The sequence below is a fragment of the Burkholderia sp. Bp8984 genome (assembly GCF_003853755.1).
Taxonomy (GTDB): Bacteria; Pseudomonadota; Gammaproteobacteria; order Burkholderiales; family Burkholderiaceae; genus Burkholderia.
Genome location: NZ_QTQN01000002.1, coordinates 358,588 through 377,318 on the forward strand (window position 1 = coordinate 358,588; position 18,731 = coordinate 377,318).

The window sequence follows — 18,731 nt, forward strand, 5'->3', positions numbered from 1 at the left end:
CGGTCAGTTCAGCTGGGCCTGCAGCAGCGAAATGAGCCGCTGCGCGTCCGACGAGTTGTCGACCTGGCCGTTCGCGTCGACCACCGCGACCTGCGTGCCGCCATTGCCCTGCGCGCGCACGTTGACCAGGTATTCCTTGCCCGGCTTGGCCGCCGACGGGCCGCCGTAGAACAGCTTGCCGAACAGCCCGTCGCGCTTCAGCTCTTCCATCGTGTTCGCGTAGCGGACGGTGTACAGGCCCTTCTCGCGGTCGCGATTGTCGACCGCGAAGTTGGTACGGTCGAGCGCGAGACCGACGCGCAGCCACGCGCGGTCGAACGATTCCGCCAGCTGCAGCGTCGCGGCGCCGCCGCTCGTGTCAGCGACCTTCGCCGGCGCCGTCGCGGGACGTGCATCGGTCAGCAGCTGCTTCGCCTGCGCGTCGCTCAGGCCGAACTTCTGCATCAGCTTCGACAGGAACACGGCCTCGAGCACCGGGTTGCGCGGACGCTCTTCCCAGCGCGACGACGTGCCGCCCTGCGGACCGACCATCATTTCTTCCATCGCGCTGTGCGTGATCGAGATGTCGGTGTTGCCGTCCGGCGTGCGGTTCACGAGCGTGCGGAAACGGTCGCGCGTGCCCGACGAGTATGCGAAGTCGATGACCTTGCCGATCGTGCGGCGGAACCAGTCGTCAGGAATGTTCGCGCGGTTCTCGGCCCAGTCGGTGGCCATGATGCCGGTCGACGGTGCGTCGGTCTTCAGCGAGAAGCCGTTTTCCTGCCAGAACTCCTTCAGGATCGGCCACAGCTGCTCGGGCGTGCGCCCGTCCACGACGAGCCAGCGGCGATCGCCGTCGCGCTCGATATGCATGCCGAGCGGATCCTGCGCGCTCGGGACGCCGTCGGTCGCGTTGCCGGAGGCCGTCGTCGCCCGCGGCGGCAGCGTGCCGAGACCGGCGTTGCTCGGCGGCGCGACGAACTGCTGGGTCGTCGGCACCGGCTTCAGGTCGCTCGGCACCGCGAGCGGCGGCGCCGAACCCGTGTTCTTGTAGTTGACCCGGTCAGGAGCCAGATAATCGTTCAGCGTATCGCAGCCGGCGAGCGCGCCCAGCGCCAGCGCCACCACCGAAACCTGGATGGCGCGAGAGGAAAAGGCGAAACGTTTCATGAAATCCTTCGTCTTGCTAGAACGCTCGTCAGGAGCGGCGCCGGACGGAGCCGGCCGGTGCGGGTTGATGAGGGGTCGAGCCGGCGGCCGCAGGACGCGGCCGCCTGAGCCTCAGGCGAGGACGCCGGCCTCGACGAGGGCCGAACGTACGACATCGTGGCAGCGCTCGTCGAGCGGCGTAAGCGGCAGGCGGATGCCGCCCTGCATCTTGCCCATCGCCTGCAGCGCCCACTTCACCGGAATCGGGTTTGCCTCGATGAACAGGTTCTTGTGCAGCGACAGCAGCTTCATGTGCAGCTCGCGCGCCGTTGCGACGTCGCCGGCCAGCGCCGCACGGCACAGGTCGCTCATCGCGCGCGGCGCGACGTTCGCCGTCACCGAGATATTGCCGTGGCCGCCGAGCAGCATCAGCGCGATCGCGGTCGGATCGTCGCCGCTGTAAATCGCGAAATGCTTCGGCGCGGCCTTGATCAGGTGCGCGGCGCGATCGATGTTGCCGGTCGCTTCCTTCACGCCGATGATGCCCGGCACCTGCGCGAGGCGCAGCGTCGTCTCGTGCGCCATGTCCGCGACGGTGCGGCCCGGCACGTTGTACAGGATCACCGGCAGGTCGACCGCTTCGGCGATCGCCTTGAAGTGCCGGTACATCCCTTCCTGCGTGGGCTTGTTGTAGTACGGCACGACCTGCAGCGTCGCGTCGGCGCCGACGGCCTTCGCGTGCTTCGTCAGTTCGATCGCCTCGGCGGTCGAATTGCCGCCTGCGCCCGCGATGATCGGGATGCGCTTCGCCGCATGCTCGACCGCCGTGCGGATCATCAGGATGTGCTCTTCGACGTTGAGCGTTGCCGACTCGCCGCTCGTGCCGACCACGACGAGTGCGTCGGTGCCTTCCGCGATGTGCCAGTCGATCAGTTTGCGAAACGCCGGCAGGTCGAGACTGCCGTCTTCGAGCATCGGAGTGACGATCGCGGGGATGCTGCCGCGGATTTGAATGCCGTCTTGGGTGCCGTTAGCCATGAAACGCGATTGATTGATGTACCGGTAAACGTTGAGATTGTAGCGGATTAGCCGGGCAGTTCGTAACGTGGAATTCCCGCCCCCGCCGTCGGGGTCGCGCCCTCGCGTACCGCGCAGATGCGCTGCACGAACGCCTCGCGCGGCGCGGCGACGAATCCGTCCTCGTACGCGACCACCCGCAGGCGGCCGCGCACCGCGTCCAGCAGCTCGCCCGGGGCGAGCAGGAACGCTGGATTGGACGGTTTGCCGACCGTTTCGTTTCCTTGCGCGAAGGTTTCGTAGATCAGCACGCCGCCCGGCGCCACCGCATCAAGCAGATGGGGCCAGAGCGGACGATGCAAATAATGGGTGACGATCACCGCCGCGAACGACGCGCCGGCCGGCAGCGGCCAGGGCGCGCCCTCGAGATCGGCGTCGCGCGCGTCGACGCCGGGAATCGCGCGCAATGCGGCCAGCGCGGCCGGATCGCGGTCGAGCGCGACGACCGGATGCCCGTGCGACGCAAACCAGCGCGCATGGCGGCCGCCGCCCGCGGCGACATCGAGCACCGCGCCGCCCGCCGGGACGAGCCGCGACCACCGGCTGACCCAGCGCGACGGCTCGGTCTGGGCGACGTGGCCGCCCGCGGCGGCAATGACGGGTTCGCGCATGCCGTCAGGTCAGGTGTACGACAGGCCCATCGCCTCGCGCACGTCGCGCATCGTCTCGACCGCGTGCTTGCGCGCCTTGTCGCAGCCGTCCGCGACGATCGCGCGCAGCAGCGACGGATCGTCCATGTACTTCTGTGCGCGCTCGAGCATCGGCTGCTGTTCGCGCAGGATCCCTTCGACGACCGGCTGCTTGCAGTCGAGGCAGCCGATACCCGCCGAGCGGCAGCCGCTCTGCACCCACTGGTGCGTCGCTTCGTCCGTATAGACCTGATGCAGCTGCCACACCGGGCACTTGTCGGGATCGCCCGGATCGGTGCGGCGCACGCGCGCCGGATCGGTCGGCATCGTGCGGACCTTCTTCGTGATCGTCTCCGCGTCCTCGCGCAGGCCGATCGTGTTGCCGTACGACTTCGACATCTTCTGGCCGTCGAGGCCCGGCATCCGCGACGCTTCGGTCAAAAGCGCCTGCGGCTCGACCAGGATGATCTTGCGCGCGCCTTCGAGATAGCCGAACAGGCGCTCGCGGTCGCTCATCGACAGGCTTTGCGACTCCTGCAGCATCGCGCGCGCCTGTTCGAGCGCCTCGTCGTCGCCCTCCTGCTGGTACGCGTTGCGCAGTTCGTGATAGAGCTTCGCGCGCTTGCCGCCGAGCTTCTTCGCGGCCTCGAGCGCCTTCTCCTCGAAGCCCGGCTCGCGGCCGTACAGGTAGTTGAAGCGGCGCGCGATCTCGCGCGTCATCTCGACGTGCGGCACCTGGTCTTCACCGACCGGCACGAGCGAGCCGCGATACAGCAGGATATCGGCCGCCATCAGCACCGGGTAGCCGAGGAAGCCGTAGGTCGACAGGTCCTTGTCCTTCAGCTTCTCCATCTGCTCCTTGTAGGTCGGCACGCGTTCGAGCCAGCCGAGCGGCGTGCTCATGCCGAGCAGCAGCGCGAGCTCCGCATGCTCGGGCACCTTGCTCTGGATGAACAGCGTCGCCTGCGCCGGATCGATGCCGGACGCGAGCCAGTCGATCAGCACGTCCCACACGTTCTTCTCGATGACCTCGGGCGTTTCGTAGTGCGTCGTCAGCGCATGCCAGTCGACCACGCAGAAGAAGCACGGGTACTCGGACTGCAGCTTCACCCAGTTTTTCAGCACGCCGTGATAGTGGCCGAGGTGCAGCGACCCGGTGGGTCGCATGCCGGAGAAAATACGATCTGGGAACATGATTGTCGTTAGAAAAGCGAGGCGAAGGGAGACAGGATGGCGCTCAGCACGCCGGCCGCGGCGTTCACGAGCGGGCGCAGCCAGAAATTCGTCAGCACGCCCGTCGTGACCAGCACGAGGACGATGATGAAACCGTACGGCTCGATGCGCGACAGCGCGATCGATTGCTTCGGCGGCAGCAGTGCCGCGAGGATACGGCCGCCGTCGAGCGGCGGCAGCGGAAACAGGTTCAGCACGCCGAGCACCAGGTTCGCGCTGACGCCCGCATAGGCCATCCGCGTGAAGAACGGCTCGTCGATGCCGGCCGCGGGCAGCACGATGGTCAGCACGCCCCAGACCAGCGCCTGCACGAAGTTGCAGGCCGGACCGGCGAGCGCCACCCACAGGCTGCCCCAGCGCGGATCGCGCAGGTTGCCGAACGATACCGGCACCGGCTTCGCATAGCCGAACAGGAAAGCGCCGCCGGTCAGGAAATACATCACGAGCGGAATCGCGATCGTGCCGAGCGGATCGATGTGGCGCATCGGGTTGAACGACACGCGCCCCATCATGTAGGCGGTGTTGTCGCCGAGCAGGCGCGCGGCATAGCCGTGCGCAGCCTCGTGCAGCGTGATCGCGAAGATCACGGGCAGCGCGTAGACGGCGATGGTCTGAATCAGGGAAGCGTCCATATCGCGTTATTGTAACAAGCGCACTCGCGCAAAAATGAATGGCGCTTACGCGGCCGACAGCCCGAACGGTTCGAGCGCGCCGCGCCCCGCGCGCACGAGCTGCGGCGCGTCGCCCGTCAGGTCGATCACCGTCGACGGCTCGCGCGGACACGCGCCGCCGTCGATCACGAGATCGACCTGCTTCTCGAGCCGCGCGCGGATGTCGTCGGGATCGTTCAGCGGCTCGTCGTCCGGCGGCAGGATCAGCGTCGTGCCGAGCAGCGGCTGGCCCAGCGACTCGAGCAGCGCGAGCGTGATCGCGTGATCGGGCACGCGCAGCCCGATCGTCTTGCGCGACGGATGCGACAGCCGGCGCGGCACTTCCTTGGTTGCCTGCAGGATGAACACGTACGGGCCCGGCGTCACCGACTTGATCTGCCGGTACTGACGGTTGTCCACCATCGCGAAGTTGGCCAGTTCCGACAGGTCGCGCACGAGCAGCGACAGGTGCTGCTTCTCGTCGAGGCCGCGGATGCGGCGCACGCGCTCGACCGCGTCCTTGTCGTCGAGGTGGCACGCGAGCGCGTAGCTCGAATCGGTCGGCATTGCGATCACGCCGCCCTTGCTGACGATGTCCGCGGCCTGCTTGATCAGGCGCGGCTGCGGATTATCCGGATGAATCCTGAAGAACTGGGACATGGGGACACGTAAAGAGGGAGAAGTCGGATGCGCGCCTCGCCGGCAGCGCGAACGGCGAACGGCAAGCGGCCGCGACGCGTCAGAGCCAGCGCTCCCAGACCGGTTTCAGGTCGGGCGGCAACGGCGGCAGGCTGCCGAGTTCGACGCGGCCCTCGCCCGGCGCATGGAAATCCGAACCGCGCGACACCTCGAAGCCGAAGCGGCGCGCGACGTCCGCGTATTCGCGGTATTGGTCGGGCGTGTGGCTGCCCGTGATGACCTCGATCGCCCGGCCGCCGAGATCGATGAATTCGCCGAAGAATGCGTCGAATTCGACCGGCGTATAGCGGTAGCGGCCCGGGTGTGCGACCACGGCCTCCCCGCCCGCCGCGCGAATCCATGCGACGGCGTCGGACAGCGTCGCCCAGCGGTGCGGAACGAACCCCGGCTTGCCGTCGCCGAGCAGGCGGTCGAACACGTCGGACGTCGATGCGGCATGGCCGTTCTCGACCAGGAAACGCGCGAAGTGGGTGCGCGAGATCAGGTCGGGATTCGACACGTACTTCAGCGCGCCTTCGTACGCGCCGGGGATGCCGAGCGTCTCGAGCTGCGCGGCGATCGCCCGCGCACGGGCCGCACGGCCGTGGCGCGTGCGGTACAGGCCGTCGACGAGCGCCGGGTTCGACGGATCGATGTGCAGCCCGACGATGTGCACGGTGCGCGACGCCCACGTGACCGAAATCTCGACGCCGCTCAGGTAGCGCATGCCGAGCGCTTCCGCCTCGCTGCGCGCCGCCGCCTGGCCGCCGATCTCGTCGTGGTCGGTCAGCGCCCACAGGGTCACGCCGCCGGCATGGGCGCGGCGCGCGACGTCGGCAGGCGACAGCAACCCGTCGGAAACATTCGAATGGCAGTGGAGATCAGCGTTCATTGTCGGTATGGCAGGTGAAGCTTCATTCTACTGCAATGCGGCAAATGCGCCGCCCGCCTGCCCCGCCGCTGCCGCCGCCGGCCTATGCGCAGAACGCCTCGATCAGCGCCGCGACCTGCTCCGGCTGGTCGTGATGGACCATGTGGCCGGCATCCTCGACGAGCTTTTCGCGCCAGTCGGGGAACGCGCCGAAGCGCGCCTTGAACTCGGCCAGCGGGATGTCGCCCGCGATGTAGGCGAGCGTCGGCGAATTGACGGCCTCGACGTGCAGCACCTTCGCGCGCACCTGCTTCCAGACGGCCATCACTTCGTCGAGCCGGTACAGCTGCGGGCCCGCCATCTTGTGCGCGGGGTCCGCCAGCAGGTGATACAGGCCGTCGTCGCCGCGCTTCGACCAGTGCGCGGCGAGGAACGCCGCGCGGCGCGGATCGAGCCGCGGATTGGTCTTGGTCAGCCGGGCCGCCACGTCGTCGAGCGACGCGTACGGGCGCAGCACCGGCGGCGCGCGCAGCTCGTCGAGCCAGCCGCGCAGCCGGCGCGGCGCCTGCTCGGCCCGCGCGGGGGCGAGCCCGAACCCTTCGAGGTCGACCACGCGCCGCACGCGCTCCGGCCGCGCGCCCGCGTACAGGCACACGACGTTCGCCCCCATGCTGTGCCCGACCAGGTTGACTTCGCCGGTCGGCGCATAGTGATCGACCAGCGCGTCGAGATCGCCCAGGTACTCGTGGAACCAGTAATGACCGCCGCCCTGCCGCGCGACCGGCCAGTCGGACAGGCCGAAGCCGCGCGCATCCGGCGCGATCACCTGCCAGTCGCCCGCGAGCGCGTCGACGACGAACTGGAACGATGCCGCGACGTCCATCCAGCCGTGCAGCATGAACAGCGTCGGCGCATCGGGCCGGCCCCAGCGCCGCACATGCAGCTTGACGCCGCGGACGGTGACGAAATCGGAAACAGAACTCGAGGCATTCATTGCAGCCGCCAAAAAAAAAGAATGGTCGTTCGATTATAGCGATGGCACTTCCGTTCCGGCGCCCGGCAGTCGAGGCTGCGCTCTAGCGACGGTGAGCCGACGGTACGTGTCCGGCGCATCGGCTGCCACGGAAATGCCGCCGAGCGGCCCGTGTGGCCAGCCGGCGGCAGCGTTCGCCCGCCCGTCTGGAGCCGGCGGCGCCCGCTCGCCCTAACCCGCCGCCGGGCCGTCCGGCACGTCCTGCGCGGCGAGTTCGTCCAGCTCCGCCTGCTCGAATCCCGCGGTGCGGCGCGCGTCGAAATTGAACGGGCCGCGCAGCCGCGGCGCATGGTACTGCTCGGCAAGCTCGCGGTAGGTGGGAACCGGATCGCGGCCGGCGGCGTCGCACAAGTGCCGGAACCAGCGGTTCCCGATCGCGACATGGCCGATCTCGTCGCGCAGGATCACGTCGAGGATCGCCGCGGACGCGTCGTCGCCCGCCTGCACGAGCCGCGCACGGATCGGCGGCGACGCGTCGAGCCCGCGCGCCTCGAGGGTGCGCGGCACGAGCGCCATCCGCGCGAGCACATCGGCCTTGGTCCGCTCGCACATCTCCCACAGCCCGTTGTGCGCGGGGAAATCGCCGTACGCATGCCCGAACCCGGCCAGCCGGTCGGACAGCAGCGTGAAGTGATAGGCCTCCTCGGCCGCGACCTTCAGCCAGTCCGCGTAGAACGCGTCGGGCATGCCGGCGAAGCGCCACACGGCGTCGAGCGCGAGGTTGATCGCGTTGAATTCGATATGCGCGAGCGCGTGCAGCAACACCGCGCGCCCCGCGGGCGAGCGCATGCTGCGGCGCTCGAGCTGGCGCGGCTCGACGAGCGGCGGGCGCGCCGGACGGCCGGGCAGGTCGGCCGGCTCGTCCAGGCCGAGCGCCGGCGCGATCGCGGCCCGTCCGGCCAGCAGCGCGTCATACAGCGCACGGACCTGCGCGGCCTTCGCGGCCGGCTCGGAGATCCGCAGCGCGTCGAGCGCGGCGCGGCGCACGCAACGCGGCGCCGCGGTAAGGGAAGAAGGCTGCATGCTCATCAAACGGGGGCACCATGCGCGCGCATCGCGGGAGCGCAGGCACGCGACGGTTTACAATAAGCGTTTGTGCCGTCACGCAACGCGCCCGGCACGCCAGACGCGCCATTCTACCGGCGCCCATCATCGAAGAGATCAGGAGACTCCGTGACGATCTACAAACTGGGCGAGACGGCCCCGACGATCCACGAAAGCGTATTCGTCGCCGATACGGCGGCCATCATCGGCAAGGTCGTGCTGGAGGAAAACGCGAGCGTCTGGTTCGGCGCGACGATTCGCGGCGACAACGAGACGATCACGGTCGGCACCGGAAGCAATGTCCAGGAAGGCGCGGTCCTGCATACGGACCCCGGCTTTCCGCTGACGATTGCCGAAAACGTGACGATCGGGCACCAGGCGATGCTGCACGGGTGCACGATCGGCGAGGGTTCGCTGATCGGGATTCAGGCGGTGGTCTTGAATGGAGCGGTGATCGGCCGCAACTGTCTGGTCGGTGCCGGCGCGGTCGTGACGGAAGGCAAGACGTTCCCGGACAATTCGCTGATTCTCGGCGCCCCGGCGAAAGTCGTGCGCGAGCTGTCGGCAGACGACATCGCGCGGCTGCGCGCAAATGCGAAGACGTACGTCGAGCGGCGTGCGCATTTCAAGGAGCAACTCGTGCGGATCGGCTGATTCGCGCGGATTTCAAGGAAGAAGAGTGAGCGACCAGTTACAGAAATTCATGTTCAATTCGGCACCCGTGCGCGGCGAGATCGTGTCGCTGCGCAACACGTGGCAAGAGGTGCTTTCCCGCCGTGACTACCCTGCCCCGGTGCGCACGGTGCTCGGCGAGATGATGGCCGCGTGTGCGCTGCTGTCGGCGAACCTGAAATTTCACGGCACCCTGATCATGCAGATCTTCGGCGACGGGCCGGTCCAGATGCTGGTCGTCCAGTGCGGCTCGGACCTGTCGATGCGCGCCACGGCCAAGTTCGCCGGCGACGCGGCGCAGACGATCGGCGACGACATGCACTTCGCGTCGCTCGTCAACGCGAGCGGTCACGGCCGCTGCGTGATCACGCTCGACCCGGCCGAGAAGCTGCCGGGCCAGCAGCCGTACCAGGGCATCGTGCCGCTGAACGGCGTCGACGGCCCGCTCGAATCGGTGTCGCAGGTGCTCGAGCACTACATGCACCACTCGGAGCAGCTCGACACGCGGCTGTGGCTCGCGGCCGATCGCGACCGCGCGGTCGGCATGCTGCTGCAGAAGCTGCCGGGCGACGGCGGCATCGTGCCGCGCAACGCCGAGACCGACGCCGACACCTGGGAGCGCGTCTGCACGCTCGGCGGCACGCTGTCCGCCAAGGAGTTGCTCGAGGTCGAACCGGAAGTCGTGTTCCGCCGGCTGTTCTGGCAGGAAAACGTGCAGCACTTCGACCCGGCCGGGACGCGTTTCCAGTGCTCGTGCTCGCGCGAGAAGGTCGGCGCGATGCTGCGCATGCTCGGCCGCGACGAAGTCGACAGCGTGATCGTCGAGCGCGGTCACGTCGAGATCCACTGCGAGTTCTGCAACCAGCGCTACGAATTCGATCCCGTCGACGTCGCGCAGTTGTTCGCCGCGCCGGAACTCGCGACCGGCATCACGCCCGCGACCGACCAGCGTCACTGAGCGAGCCACGCGTCCGTGCCCGCGATGCGGGCGCGGGCGCATAATGACGCACGAGCGTCGCCCGTACGGCTCACGCGCCGCAGGTCCCGCCTTCGGCGCAAACCGCTTTCCACTGCGGCGCGCTGCTGGAGAAACACATGAATCGCCCGTTCCGCACCCTCGTCCTGGCCGGCGTCGCAGCCGGCACGCTGGCCCTCGCCGGCTGCGCGATGCAGCCGCCTTCGTCGACGATCCTGAGCCGCCTGCCCGAGCCGGGCGCGTCGGGCGGCCGGCCGCCCGCCCTGTCGAGCGCGGAGCGCAAACGCTACGACGAGATCGACCGGCAGGTGCTGCGCGAGCAGAACGACGCGATGGCGGCCGAGGCCGCCGCGCGCGCGTGGTCGTATTACTCGCCGCCGCCCGTGACCGTCTACGGCGGCTATTACGGCGGCGGTTGGGGCAACCGGTGGGGCACCGGCATCGGCTATGGCTACGGTTACCCGGGCTGGTGGTGGTGACGCGACATCGCGTCGACCGACCCGATTGACGACTGCCAGGAAATAAAAAAGCGCGGCATTTCCCGCGCTTTTTCAATGGTTCGGACTCCCGCGCTCAGTGATGCGCGGCCTTGCCCTTCTCGCCGCCGTGATGCCGCGACGGTTTCGCGATCGACTGCGGGTTCGGCACGACACGCACGGGTGCCGCGGACACGGTACCGCGCGTCGACGTGCTCGACGGCGTGTTGTTCAGCGGGCTGGCCGGCGCGTTCGGCGATACGAACTGCACGAACACTTCGCCATCCTTCACCATGCCCATCTCGTAGCGCGCGCGCTCCTCGATGGCCGCAGTACCGCCCTGCAGATCCTGCACTTCGCCCGCGATCCGTTCATTGCGCAGCTTCTCGTCCGCATTCTTCTGCAGCTGATCGCCGAGCTGCTGGCGCAATTCGTGCACCCGCAACCAGCCGCCGTGTCCCCACCATAGGGGGTACTGAATGAGCGCCAGCAAGGCAATCAGGACGACAGTGACAAGCCGCATGTAAGAGACGCAGATATAAGAAGCGCCGCTCCGCGCGACATGCACAGAGCGGCGTCGAGATGACGAACCCGATAGTAGCGCGTTAGCGCAGGTTATAGAAAGCCGATTTGCCCGGGTAGCTCGCGATGTCGCCGAGATCTTCCTCGATGCGCAGCAGCTGGTTGTACTTCGAGATGCGGTCGCTGCGCGACAGCGAACCCGTCTTGATCTGACCGGCGTTCAGGCCGACCGCAATGTCCGCGATCGTCGAATCTTCCGTTTCGCCCGAGCGGTGCGAGATCACGGCCGTGTAGCCCGCGCGCTTCGCCATTTCGATTGCCGCGAACGTTTCGGTCAGCGTACCGATCTGGTTGATCTTGATGAGGATCGAGTTCGCGATGCCCTTCTCGATGCCTTCCTTCAGGATGCGCGTGTTCGTGACGAACAGGTCGTCGCCGACGAGTTGCACCTTCTTGCCGAGGCGCTCGGTCAGCAGCTTCCAGCCGTCCCAGTCGCCTTCGTGCATGCCGTCTTCGATCGACACGATCGGGAACTTGTCGGCGAGCGTCGCGAGGTAGTCGGTGAATTCGGCCGACGACAGTTGCAGGCCTTCGCCCGCGAGCTGGTACTTGCCGTCGTGGTAGAACTCGGAGGCCGCGCAGTCGAGCGCGAGCAGCACGTCTTCGCCCGCACGGTAGCCGGCCTTCTCGATCGCCTGCAGGATCGTCGACAGGCACTCGTCGTTGCTGCCGAAGTTCGGCGCGAAGCCGCCTTCGTCGCCGACTGCCGTGCTCATTCCGCGGTCGCTCAGGATCTTCTTCAGTGCGTGGAACACTTCCGCGCCGCAACGCAGGGCTTCACGGAACGTCGGCTGGCTCACCGGGACGATCATGAATTCCTGGATGTCGAGGCTGTTGTTCGCGTGCGCGCCGCCGTTGACGATGTTCATCATCGGGACCGGGAGCTGCATCGCGCCCGAGCCGCCGAAGTAGCGGTACAGCGGCAGGCCGGCTTCTTCAGCCGCTGCCTTCGCGACGGCCATCGACACGGCCAGCATCGCGTTCGCGCCGAGGCGCGACTTGTTGTCGGTGCCGTCCAGCTCGAGCAGCGTCTTGTCGAGGAACGCCTGTTCCGACGCGTCGAGGCCCATGATGGCTTCGGAGATTTCGGTGTTGATGTGCTCGACCGCTTTCAGCACGCCCTTGCCGTTGTAGCGGCCGGCTTCGCCGTCGCGCAGTTCGATCGCTTCACGCGAGCCGGTGGACGCGCCCGACGGCACCGCCGCGCGGCCCATCGTGCCCGATTCGAGCAGCACGTCGCATTCGACGGTGGGGTTGCCGCGCGAATCCAGAATCTCGCGGCCGATGATATCTACGATTGCACTCATGGGTTTCCTCTGAGAATGACGATGGATTCTTCAAACTGCGACGGCATGCGCGCCGACATTGCTTACGCTACTGACGCGCGAAGCCGTCGCATGGTTCATTCGATCTTTAGTTGAAATCGTTTTCCAGGAACGGATTGCGCTTCACCGCCTGGTCGAGCGTGACGAGGGTCTCCAGCAGCGCGCCCATCCGGTTCAGCGGCACCGCGTTCGGGCCGTCCGACTTCGCTTCGGCCGGATTCGGATGCGTTTCCATGAAGAGGCCAGCGACACCCGTCGCGACCGCCGCACGCGCGAGCACCGGCACGAATTCGCGCTGGCCGCCCGAGCTCGTGCCCTGCCCGCCCGGCAGCTGCACCGAGTGGGTCGCATCGAACACGACCGGCGCGTGCGTCTCGCGCATGATCGCGAGCGAGCGCATGTCGGACACGAGGTTGTTGTAGCCGAACGAGACGCCGCGCTCGCACGCCATGAAGCGGTCTTCCGACAGCCCCGCGTCACGCGCCGCGTCGCGCGCCTTGTCGATTACGTTCTTCATGTCGTGCGGCGCGAGGAACTGGCCCTTCTTGATGTTGACGGGCTTGCCCGAGCGTGCGCACGCGTGGATGAAGTCGGTCTGGCGGCACAGGAACGCGGGCGTCTGCAGCACGTCGACGACCGACGCGACCTGCTCGATCTCCTCGATCGAATGCACGTCGGTCAGCACCGGCAGGCCGAGCTGGCGCTTCACCTCGCCGAGGATCCGCAGGCCCTCGTCCATTCCGAGGCCGCGAAACGACTTGCCCGAACTGCGATTCGCCTTGTCGTAGGACGACTTGTAGATGAACGGGACGTTCAGCTTCTCGCAGATCTCCTTCAGGCGGCCCGCCGTGTCGATCGTCATCTGCTCCGATTCGACGACGCAGGTACCCGCGATCAGGAAGAAAGGCTGGTCGAGACCGACCTCGAAATCGCACAGCTTCATGCTTTACACTCCGCGCGCTTGCTTGTTGGCGAGCGCGGCTTCGACGAACGACTTGAAGAGGGGATGACCGTCACGCGGCGTGGACGTGAATTCCGGGTGGAACTGGACGCCGACGAACCACGGGTGCATCGAGCGCGGCAGCTCCATCATTTCCGGCAGATCCTCGCTCGGGGTACGGGCGCTGATGATAAGGCCGCCGGCTTCGAGCTGGGGCACGAAGCGGTTATTGACTTCATAACGGTGGCGATGGCGCTCGTTCACGTCCTTGCCATAGATCTCTTCGGCCATCGTGCCGGGCTTGATCGGGCAGCGTTGCGAGCCGAGGCGCATCGTGCCGCCGAGATCGGATTCCTCGGTGCGCGTCTCGACCTTGCCTTCGCGGTCGTGCCACTCGGTGATCAGCGCGACCACGCGTTCCGGCGTTTCCGGATCGAATTCCGTGCTGTTCGCCTGCTTCAGGCCGACGACGTCGCGCGCGAATTCGATCACCGCGAGCTGCATGCCGAGACAGATGCCGAGGTACGGCACCTTTGCCTCGCGCGCATAGCGGATCGCCGCGATCTTGCCTTCCGTGCCGCGACGGCCGAAACCGCCCGGCACCAGCACGGCGTCGAGATGCTTCAGGCTGTCGACACCGTTCGTCTCGATCTCTTCCGAGTCGATGTACTCGATGTTGACCTTGGTCGACGTGTGCAGCGATGCGTGGCGCAGCGCCTCGATCAGCGACTTGTACGACTCGGTCAGATCGACGTACTTGCCGACCATGCCGATCGTCACTTCGTGTTTCGGGTTTTCCAGCTTCTCGACGAGCTCCGACCACATGCTCAGGTCGGCGTCCTTCGGCGACAGCTTCAGCTCTTCGCAGATGATCCGGTCGAGGCCCTGGTCGTGCAGCATCTGCGGAATCTTGTAGATGCTGTCGGCGTCCCACACCGAGATCACGGCGTCTTCCGGCACGTTCGAGAACATCGAGATCTTCTTCGATTCGTCGTCCGGGATGCGGCGGTCCGCACGGCACAGCAGCACGTGCGGCAGGATGCCGATCTCGCGCAGCTTCTGCACGCTGTGCTGGGTCGGCTTCGTCTTCAGCTCGCCGGCCGTCGCGACGTACGGCACGAGCGTCAGGTGCACGAAGCACGCGCTGTTGCGGCCGAGGCGCAGGCTCATCTGGCGCGCGGCCTCGAGGAACGGCAGCGACTCGATGTCGCCGACCGTGCCGCCGATCTCGACGATCGCGACGTCCGGTTCGCCGCAGGTGGCCGATGCCGCCCCGCGCTCGATGAACGCCTGGATTTCGTTCGTGATGTGCGGAATCACCTGCACGGTCTTGCCGAGATAGTCGCCGCGGCGTTCCTTGCGGATCACCGATTCGTAGATCTGGCCGGTCGTGAAGTTGTTGGCCTTGCGCATCTTCGTGCTGATGAAGCGCTCGTAGTGGCCGAGGTCGAGGTCGGTCTCCGCTCCGTCTTCCGTCACGAACACTTCGCCGTGCTGGAACGGGCTCATCGTGCCGGGGTCGACGTTGATGTAGGGATCGAGTTTGAGGAGGGTGACTTTCAGACCGCGCGATTCGAGGATCGCGGCGAGAGAGGCGGCGGCAATACCCTTGCCGAGGGAAGAAACTACGCCGCCGGTGACGAAAACATATTTGGTCATCGCTGGATGCTCGCGGGAAAAACGGATTATACCGTAAAGCCCGCCCTTCTCTCAGCAATTGACGCGATGATCCCGCCCTTTCGCGCTGTGCCGCGCCAGCCGTGCGCGCCGGGGCGAACCGGCCGGCCGGACGGTGCAACCGCGCACGCCGGACGCGGAGCACCGGACCAAGGCGTCAGGCGCTGTTCGCGAGCGCTGCGCTGTCTCGCGGCACGCCGCCCTCCGCCGTTTTCAGCGAATTCAGCATCCGCTGCAATGCGCGGGCCGTCTCGATCGGCCGCTCCATCGGGAACAGGTGGCTGCCCTCGATCCATTCGATGCGCCCGCGCGCGGCGCGGCGCGTCGCCTCGAGCCCGACCTGCCGCACCTCGCGCGAGCGCGTGCCGGCGAGAAAGCCGAGCGGCACCGGCGCGCCGTGCGCGAGCCGCGGGCCGAGCGTGTGCGGCAGCGTCCGGTAGATCAGGTATTCGACCTGCCGGTCGAATGCGAGCGCGCGTTCGCCGTCGGCGCCCGCCTGCGGGATGCCGTGGTCGATGTAGTCCGACAGCATCCGCTCGTCCCAGCGCGCGAACGCGGGTTTCTCGTGAAAGTGCCGCCAGGCTTCGTCGCGGCTCGCCCAGCGCGTGCGCCGGTTGCGCGTCGCGGCCGCCGGCGACAGCCGCTCGTCGAGCCCGGCCCACTGGCTCGCGCGCAGCGCGCCGGCGCGCCATCCCGCGATGATCGGTGAATCGATCATCACCACGCCGCGCACCCAGTGCGGTTTTTTCAGCGCTGCCATCAGCGACAGGTAGCCGCCGAGCGAATGACCGACGAGCCAGACCGGGCGCTCGTAGCGGCTGCCGATGTCGTCGAGCAGCTGCTCGACGAGATGCGGCCAGTCGCGCGTCACCGGGTAGCGGCGGTCGTGACCGATGCGCTCGATGTAACGCAGGTCGTAGTCGTCTGCCAGCTCGGCGAAGATCGTCCGGTACGTCGAGGCCGGAAAACCGTTCGCATGCGAGAAGTGGAGGATGTCCTTCAAACGCCAATGTCTCCTTTGTCGACGGGAGTTGGCGCTTCAGCGCTTACTCCCGTCCCATGCTTCGCGGTCGACCGGAGTTGGTGCTTTAGCACTTACTCCCGCCCCATGCTTCGCGATCGGCGGGCTCCGCTGCTCCAGCACGTGTCCGGTCTCTTCGTTCCTGCTGCGCGCCATCACACCAACTCACCGGTCCATCCAGTACCGTCGCTGCGCATCGCGATAACGCTCGAACGCAAAACCGCCGTCCGCCGGCGCGACGTCGAACCGCACGGCCCCGTCGCGATCGGTGCGTGGCAGCGGAATCCCGCGCGCCTCGTAGCGCGCGAGGACCGTCCGGTGCGGATGCCCGAAGCGATTGCGATAGCCTACAGGAAATACCGCGACGCGCGGCCCGACCGAATCGAGGAAAGGCTCGACCGACGACGTGCGGCTGCCATGGTGCGGCACGACGAGGATCTGCGCGGCCAGCGCGTCGCGCGCATCGGCCACCAGGCGGCGCTCGGCGCGCGCATCGATGTCGCCCGTCAACAGGGCCGACGTGCCCACCGCGTCGATGCGCAGCACGCACGATTGTTCGTTCGACGGACCGGCCCCCGCCATGCGCGGCGGCCACAGCATCGTGAACACGACACCGTCCCAGCTCCACCGCTGCCCGGCCGCGCAAGGCAACCGATCGGTCACGCCGGCCGCCTGCGCGTCGCGCCACAGCCGGTGCCGCGGCGCGATGCCGGCAAGCAGCTGACGCACCTCGACCGCCGCATAGACGGCCGCCGCGCCGCCCGCGTGATCGGCGTCCGCATGACTGAGCACGAGCGTATCGACGGTCCGGATTCCGCGCGAGCGCAACGACGGCGCAACGATCCGCTGGCCGGCATGGGTCGACTCCGGCCCCGGCCCCGCATCGAACAGCAAGGTCCGGCGCGCGGTCTCGACCAGCACCGATGCGCCCTGCCCGACGTCGAGCACGGTCAGCCGGAAGCCGCCCGGCGGCGGTTTATCCGGCGCCGGCACAAGCAGCGGCAGCCACGTGATCGGCGCGGCCCAGCGCAGCGGCCAGCCGCGCGGCATCAACACCCATGCGACGCCGATGCACGCCAGCATCAACACCGGCCAGTCGGGCATGCGCAGCCAGAATACGCCGGCCGGCCAGTCGGCGAGATGCCCCAGCAGCGCCATCATCGGTTCGAGCGCCGCATGCGCGAGCCGGAACGCATAGCCGTCCAACGGCGCGGGCAACCCGATACCGGCGAGCACGACCGGCGTCACGACGGCGCTGACCCACGGGATCGCGAACGCATTGCCGAACGGGCCGGATACCGAGATCTGCGCGAACCACGCTGCCGTCAGCGGCGCGAGGCCGATCGTCACCGCGTACTGCACGCGCGTGGCCTCCGCGATTCGGCGCCCGGCACGCGCGCACCCTGCTCGCAGCCACCTCCAGCGGTCGACCGCGATGGTGCCATCCCCCGCACCGTCGCCGCTGTCGTGCCTGTCGCCCCCGTCGAATTCGCGCACCGCACGCCAGCCCGCGACCGCCATCAGGATCACTGCAACCGCGCCGAACGACAGCCAGAACCCGGCGGACAACACGGCCCACGGATCGGCGAGCAGCACGCCGCCGAGCGCCGCGCACAGCACCGTGGACGTCGGCACGCTGCGTCCGGCCAGATAGGCGGCCGCACCGGCCGCGATCATCCACCATGCGCGCTGCGCCGGCACGTTGAAGCCGGCGAGCGCTGCATAGCCGGCGGCTGCCGTCAGCGCGGCAACCGAAGCCACGTAAGGCGCGGGAATCATCAGCGCCGCCGCACGTCCTCGCCAGCGCAGACGCCGCCAGACGATCGATGCGATCCCGCCGGCGAGCGCGCCGACGAGCCCGACGTGCAGCCCGGAGATCGCGACCAGATGACTCGTGCCCGTATTGCGCAGCACGCGCCACGCGTCGTCGCCGATGCCGGATTGATCGCCGACCGCGAGCGCGGTCACGATGCCGTGATGGCGCGCGCCGCTGCCGAGCGCATCGCCGATACCGGCACGCAGCGCGTCGCGCAGCCGATCGATCGACGCGCGCCATCCCGACGCGCGCGCGTCGAGCAGTTCCGCCCGCTCGGGCGCGACCACATAGCCGATCGCGCGAATGCCCGCGGCGAGCCATGCCGCCTCGCTGTCTCGCACGCCGGGATTCGCCTCGGCATGCGGACGCTTCAGGCGCACGACGAGGCGCCAGCGCTGCGCGGCGCGCAAATCGGGCATCGCGTCGCGTGCTCCGGGCGCGCCGTACGTGCGCCATGACAACCGGATCACGGGAGGAAACCGGGCCAGCGCCGCATCGTTCGATTCGACGGCAAACAGCAGTCGCGCACCGGTGTCGTCGATCACCGGCAACCCGCGGATCACGCCCGTGACGACGATGTTGCGCCCTTCCCGCTCGACGGGCAGGCTGTCACGCAGCCGCCATTCGGCGCGCGCGGCCGCATAGCCGAATCCGATCGCACCGGCGGCGCACGCGCACAGCACCCACCGGAGCGCGACGATCGCGCGGGTTCGACGGCGCCGCGCACACCATGCGAGCAGCGCGCCGCAACCGGCCAGCACCGCCGCCCCGCCTGCCCAGCCGCCCGCGCCCGGCAACGCCGCCTGCCGCTGCAGCACGACGACGCCGAGCGCGAACGCGATCCACCACACGCGCATCGCGCCTCCTCGTCGACCTGGCGCCGCCGCTGTCGAGACGGCGCCT

General features: G+C 68.0%; 18 protein-coding genes. 3 read left to right on the forward strand and 15 right to left on the reverse strand.

What is annotated here, in order from left to right; all coding sequences use genetic code 11:
• Positions 1–3: 3 nt before the first annotated feature.
• From bamC to DID98_RS03850, 9 genes are all read right to left on the reverse strand, one after another.
• Positions 4–1,149, reverse strand: coding sequence for an outer membrane protein assembly factor BamC (bamC, locus tag DID98_RS03810; RefSeq protein ID WP_044847990.1), 1,146 nt, complete (start codon positions 1,147–1,149; stop codon positions 4–6).
• A gap of 111 nt (positions 1,150–1,260) precedes the next feature.
• Positions 1,261–2,166 carry a 4-hydroxy-tetrahydrodipicolinate synthase gene (gene dapA / locus DID98_RS03815; RefSeq protein WP_044847991.1) on the reverse strand — a complete coding sequence of 302 codons (906 nt, stop codon included), beginning with the start codon at positions 2,164–2,166 and terminating at the stop codon, positions 1,261–1,263.
• Between the two features lie 47 nt (positions 2,167–2,213).
• Entirely contained in the window at positions 2,214–2,816 is a 603-nt protein-coding gene (locus DID98_RS03820; protein WP_124522129.1) for a bifunctional 2-polyprenyl-6-hydroxyphenol methylase/3-demethylubiquinol 3-O-methyltransferase UbiG, read from the reverse strand.
• Between the two features lie 9 nt (positions 2,817–2,825).
• Entirely contained in the window at positions 2,826–4,028 is a 1,203-nt protein-coding gene (locus DID98_RS03825) for a tryptophan--tRNA ligase (RefSeq protein WP_044847993.1), read from the reverse strand.
• Positions 4,029–4,036: 8 nt separating this feature from the next.
• The gene (locus DID98_RS03830) at positions 4,037–4,699 is read right to left on the reverse strand and encodes a site-2 protease family protein (RefSeq protein ID WP_044847994.1); all 663 of its coding nucleotides are present in this window, start codon (positions 4,697–4,699) and stop codon (positions 4,037–4,039) included.
• Positions 4,700–4,744: 45 nt separating this feature from the next.
• On the reverse strand, positions 4,745–5,377 hold the full coding sequence (locus DID98_RS03835) for an L-threonylcarbamoyladenylate synthase (protein WP_124522131.1): 633 nt from the start codon (positions 5,375–5,377) through the stop codon (positions 4,745–4,747).
• Between the two features lie 79 nt (positions 5,378–5,456).
• Positions 5,457–6,287 (reverse strand): 3',5'-nucleoside bisphosphate phosphatase, encoded by an 831-nt coding sequence (locus tag DID98_RS03840; protein WP_124488296.1) that lies wholly within the window; start codon positions 6,285–6,287, stop codon positions 5,457–5,459.
• Between the two features lie 82 nt (positions 6,288–6,369).
• Entirely contained in the window at positions 6,370–7,260 is an 891-nt protein-coding gene (locus tag DID98_RS03845) for an alpha/beta fold hydrolase (protein ID WP_124488297.1), read from the reverse strand.
• Between the two features lie 210 nt (positions 7,261–7,470).
• Positions 7,471–8,328, reverse strand: a complete 858-nt coding sequence (locus DID98_RS03850) for a ferritin-like domain-containing protein (RefSeq protein ID WP_124570259.1) — start codon at positions 8,326–8,328, stop codon at positions 7,471–7,473.
• A 144-nt stretch (positions 8,329–8,472) separates the two neighbouring features.
• Here DID98_RS03850 and DID98_RS03855 point away from each other — a divergent pair, with 144 nt between their 5' ends.
• The 3 genes from DID98_RS03855 (at position 8,473) to DID98_RS03865 (ending at position 10,470) form a co-directional block, all read left to right on the forward strand.
• Positions 8,473–8,997: a gamma carbonic anhydrase family protein gene (locus DID98_RS03855; protein WP_057925213.1), complete on the forward strand. Its 525-nt coding sequence runs from the start codon at positions 8,473–8,475 to the stop codon at positions 8,995–8,997.
• A 25-nt stretch (positions 8,998–9,022) separates the two neighbouring features.
• Complete coding sequence (gene hslO, locus DID98_RS03860; protein ID WP_124488299.1) at positions 9,023–9,973, forward strand: Hsp33 family molecular chaperone HslO; 951 nt, start codon at positions 9,023–9,025, stop codon at positions 9,971–9,973.
• A 137-nt stretch (positions 9,974–10,110) separates the two neighbouring features.
• Positions 10,111–10,470 carry a hypothetical protein gene (locus DID98_RS03865; RefSeq protein WP_124570260.1) on the forward strand — a complete coding sequence of 120 codons (360 nt, stop codon included), beginning with the start codon at positions 10,111–10,113 and terminating at the stop codon, positions 10,468–10,470.
• A gap of 94 nt (positions 10,471–10,564) precedes the next feature.
• Here DID98_RS03865 and ftsB read toward each other — a convergent pair whose 3' ends face one another.
• The 6 genes from ftsB to DID98_RS03895 form a co-directional block, all read right to left on the reverse strand.
• Entirely contained in the window at positions 10,565–10,990 is a 426-nt protein-coding gene (gene ftsB / locus DID98_RS03870; protein WP_044848176.1) for a cell division protein FtsB, read from the reverse strand.
• Between the two features lie 82 nt (positions 10,991–11,072).
• Positions 11,073–12,356 carry a phosphopyruvate hydratase gene (gene eno, locus DID98_RS03875; protein WP_011885396.1) on the reverse strand — a complete coding sequence of 428 codons (1,284 nt, stop codon included), beginning with the start codon at positions 12,354–12,356 and terminating at the stop codon, positions 11,073–11,075.
• Between the two features lie 106 nt (positions 12,357–12,462).
• The gene (gene kdsA / locus DID98_RS03880) at positions 12,463–13,317 is read right to left on the reverse strand and encodes a 3-deoxy-8-phosphooctulonate synthase (protein ID WP_124488301.1); all 855 of its coding nucleotides are present in this window, start codon (positions 13,315–13,317) and stop codon (positions 12,463–12,465) included.
• A gap of 3 nt (positions 13,318–13,320) precedes the next feature.
• Positions 13,321–14,973 carry a CTP synthase gene (locus DID98_RS03885; RefSeq protein WP_124488302.1) on the reverse strand — a complete coding sequence of 551 codons (1,653 nt, stop codon included), beginning with the start codon at positions 14,971–14,973 and terminating at the stop codon, positions 13,321–13,323.
• Positions 14,974–15,148: 175 nt separating this feature from the next.
• Positions 15,149–15,994 carry an alpha/beta fold hydrolase gene (locus DID98_RS03890; protein ID WP_044848179.1) on the reverse strand — a complete coding sequence of 282 codons (846 nt, stop codon included), beginning with the start codon at positions 15,992–15,994 and terminating at the stop codon, positions 15,149–15,151.
• A 183-nt stretch (positions 15,995–16,177) separates the two neighbouring features.
• Positions 16,178–18,685 (reverse strand): DNA internalization-related competence protein ComEC/Rec2, encoded by a 2,508-nt coding sequence (locus tag DID98_RS03895; protein WP_124570261.1) that lies wholly within the window; start codon positions 18,683–18,685, stop codon positions 16,178–16,180.
• Positions 18,686–18,731: the final 46 nt, after the last annotated feature.

What these genes read in the sequence shown, in the direction of transcription:
- DID98_RS03835 (WP_124522131.1), bottom strand. Translation starts at nt 5,377, where the DNA reads ATGTCCCAGTTCTTCAGGATTCATCCGGATAATCCGCAGCCGCGCCTG.
- DID98_RS03840 (WP_124488296.1), bottom strand. Translation starts at nt 6,287, where the DNA reads ATGAACGCTGATCTCCACTGCCATTCGAATGTTTCCGACGGGTTGCTG.
- eno (WP_011885396.1), bottom strand. Translation starts at nt 12,356, where the DNA reads ATGAGTGCAATCGTAGATATCATCGGCCGCGAGATTCTGGATTCGCGC.
- DID98_RS03895 (WP_124570261.1), bottom strand. Translation starts at nt 18,685, where the DNA reads ATGCGCGTGTGGTGGATCGCGTTCGCGCTCGGCGTCGTCGTGCTGCAG.
- DID98_RS03825 (WP_044847993.1), bottom strand. Translation starts at nt 4,028, where the DNA reads ATGTTCCCAGATCGTATTTTCTCCGGCATGCGACCCACCGGGTCGCTG.
- DID98_RS03820 (WP_124522129.1), bottom strand. Translation starts at nt 2,816, where the DNA reads ATGCGCGAACCCGTCATTGCCGCCGCGGGCGGCCACGTCGCCCAGACC.
- DID98_RS03885 (WP_124488302.1), bottom strand. Translation starts at nt 14,973, where the DNA reads ATGACCAAATATGTTTTCGTCACCGGCGGCGTAGTTTCTTCCCTCGGC.
- DID98_RS03850 (WP_124570259.1), bottom strand. Translation starts at nt 8,328, where the DNA reads ATGAGCATGCAGCCTTCTTCCCTTACCGCGGCGCCGCGTTGCGTGCGC.
- dapA (WP_044847991.1), bottom strand. Translation starts at nt 2,166, where the DNA reads ATGGCTAACGGCACCCAAGACGGCATTCAAATCCGCGGCAGCATCCCC.
- ftsB (WP_044848176.1), bottom strand. Translation starts at nt 10,990, where the DNA reads ATGCGGCTTGTCACTGTCGTCCTGATTGCCTTGCTGGCGCTCATTCAG.
- DID98_RS03830 (WP_044847994.1), bottom strand. Translation starts at nt 4,699, where the DNA reads ATGGACGCTTCCCTGATTCAGACCATCGCCGTCTACGCGCTGCCCGTG.
- DID98_RS03845 (WP_124488297.1), bottom strand. Translation starts at nt 7,260, where the DNA reads ATGAATGCCTCGAGTTCTGTTTCCGATTTCGTCACCGTCCGCGGCGTC.
- kdsA (WP_124488301.1), bottom strand. Translation starts at nt 13,317, where the DNA reads ATGAAGCTGTGCGATTTCGAGGTCGGTCTCGACCAGCCTTTCTTCCTG.
- DID98_RS03865 (WP_124570260.1), top strand. Translation starts at nt 10,111, where the DNA reads ATGAATCGCCCGTTCCGCACCCTCGTCCTGGCCGGCGTCGCAGCCGGC.
- bamC (WP_044847990.1), bottom strand. Translation starts at nt 1,149, where the DNA reads ATGAAACGTTTCGCCTTTTCCTCTCGCGCCATCCAGGTTTCGGTGGTG.